Consider the following 2,466-nt stretch of genomic DNA (forward strand, 5'->3'; position numbering starts at 1 on the left):
TGACGTCGGCCCGGAGCGACCTCCCGCTATCGACATCGGCGCAGCGCTGACCTGCCATCGAACGGCCGTCATTGGTCGTTGTTGGTTGCTGCGGGCCGCCCTTCGACGGCCCGCAGACGGCCCCGATGCCCAGCACGAGGAGGGTTGATGTCTACGCCGATCCCTCGAAGGTGCTCACAAGGCAAATCTGCCTGAGGCATTCCGCAGCAATTCTCTTGCAGCCTTCGCTGTTAGGGCGCCATCCCTGACCCTACGGAGCATTTGAAACAGTTGAACGGTGTCAATCACCAAGCCATTTGCAGACCCGAAGGCTTTCAGGTCCTCGTCTTTTCCGTGGAGCACACGTTGCCGGGTCGAGGGGTCCCGCTTAATGAATTGGTTCACGATGTACCAACAGGCATCCGGATTGCGCCCTGACCTGGCAGTGTAACGCATATTGAAACGCAGGAACTGCGTCAGCCCTTCCGTTTTTGCTCCCCGACTGTACCCCTTAACCTCTCCCAGAGCGATCCAACCTGGAGCGTCGGAGTCCGTGATGTGAAGGTCTTCCAGGTGATCGTCGGGTGCGGCATCACCGTCAGCATCAACTACGGTGAACCCGATTTCACGTAGCGCTTGAATGACAACATGCTTCAATTCATCCGACTGTGCAGTGAGAAGGGCTCGTTCATACCTATTAGCGGAATCGCGCGCCACTTCCATGCGGATTCTCAGAGCTGCCTCAAGTTTTTCTAGGCGATCAAGTTGCTCAGCACGCTCCTTCTTCACCCCTGCGATCTCCGCAGCGAGGGCTAGCTCTTCGTTAGTGAGCCAGGCATCCTGCTCTGACCAGTCCGGCACCCCAGGAAACCGCTCGGGTGCCATACCATGCCACTCAGCCAGAGCAGCTTGTACCCATGCAGGTAGATCCGGAGCGTCCGGCGGCAGCAGCCAAGCCTCCGATGAATCACTACGCGCATATCTCCCCGCGAGAGCTTCACCATCGGCTGTGGCGATGAAGGGAACGATCTCCGGAGGATTAGAGGCACCCGGAGTTTTGACTCGCTGAAGCTCAAACACCCTGTGGGACGTACGCTGCGTGATTACAGGTTCAAGTTTTTCATGAACCAAAACGGCGACACGCTCAGGGAGATTTCGCATGCGCTGAATCTCCTGAGAGACCACACCAGACCTAGAAGCGATCTTCTTTGTCCACCCCGGGCGATGCTCGGCGTTGAATATGTAACCATCACCCCGCGTGTAGTGAATCACAAACAAGTGCGGTTCAACTCGCGTGACTCCGATAGGTTGTTGGCGTTGTTCGCATCCTTGATCCGTTACGAGCAGATCCCATTCAGCTTGACGTACTTGCCTGAGACCCTTGATATAGCGGGACGTTGGGCAAAGCTGAAGGAGCTCGTTTACTAGTTCCTCCTGGTCATAGAAACCCCAGACCAGCATCCTCGGACGAGGGCTCGTGTTAATTACCGCCCCGTGCTCAATCGCCACTACCAAGATCCCACCCTAAGTCGTTCTGAGCAGCCCTTATTGTGCCGTGTCTGGCCCGCCCCCGCCCGCTCTTTCTCACACGGCTTCAGGCGTCGCGCCACAAACGTCCCGACGTCGCTTCATCGCGATACCACGTCGCGGGAGCACCTACCGACTCCCCTTACGGACTCTGTACCGTGAGGTGGGCCCCTTCGACAGCAGGAGGCAGCACGCAATGCGTGGTCTAGGAGATCACCTCAGCATCGGCGAGCGGATCGCGTTCTACCGAAAGCGCCGCGGCTACACGCAAGAGGTGCTCGCCGGCCTGGTCGGGCGTAGCACCGACTGGTTGGCGAAGATCGAGACGGGGCGCCGGAAGCCTCCCCGGATCGACATGCTCGCGGAGCTGTCACGCATCCTGCGCGTGCCTCTCGGGGACCTGCTCGGTCAGACGGTGCTCATGGAGGACGAGAAACAGCAGGACGACGTTCCAGCCGTGCGCGACGCGCTCATGAGCCCGCGCCGGTTGTCTCGTCTGCTCTTCGGCCCCGAGGCTGAAGTGCAGCTCCCCACGCCGGCGCCCGTGGCCGTGCGTGTGGAGCAGGCATGGAACGACTACCAGGGTGGGCGGCTCGGCAGCGTCATCGCCGCACTTCCCGCCCTCCTCCAGGCTGCCCAAGAGCTGGAGGAGCGAGCCGCACGGCGCGGCGAGGACCGTAGCGACTGCTGGGCAGTGTCGGCCCGTACGCACCACCTCGCGGCAACGACGCTCGCGAAGATCGGTGAATCGGACATCTCGTGGCTCGCTGCCGAACGCGCGATGCGGGCCGCTGACGAGTCGGACGACCCGCTCGTGTTGGCGTCTGCCGCGCGTTCCGGTACGCACGCCCTGCTGGCCAACGGTCGGTACGACGACGCGCTGGAGCTGGGATACACGGCCGCCGCATGGTTGTCGTCCCGGGTCACCGAGAACGACCCCGCAGCGCTGAGCCTGCTGGG

Annotated in this window: 2 protein-coding genes; one reads left to right on the plus strand and one right to left on the minus strand. The window is 61.3% G+C overall.

Translation table 11 applies throughout. The features are described from left to right. Positions 1 to 174: 174 nt before the first annotated feature. Positions 175 to 1,488 carry a hypothetical protein gene (locus SSP24_RS42220; RefSeq protein WP_141316541.1) on the minus strand — a complete coding sequence of 438 codons (1,314 nt, stop codon included), beginning with the start codon at positions 1,486 to 1,488 and terminating at the stop codon, positions 175 to 177. A gap of 181 nt (positions 1,489 to 1,669) precedes the next feature. Between SSP24_RS42220 and SSP24_RS42225 the strand changes: the two genes are divergently transcribed. Next, positions 1,670 to 2,466 (plus strand): helix-turn-helix domain-containing protein (locus tag SSP24_RS42225; protein WP_244951815.1); only part of this gene is annotated, 797 nt, incomplete at its 3' end.

The sequence above is a fragment of the Streptomyces spinoverrucosus genome (assembly GCF_006539505.1).
Lineage (GTDB): Bacteria > Actinomycetota > Actinomycetes > Streptomycetales > Streptomycetaceae > Streptomyces > Streptomyces spinoverrucosus.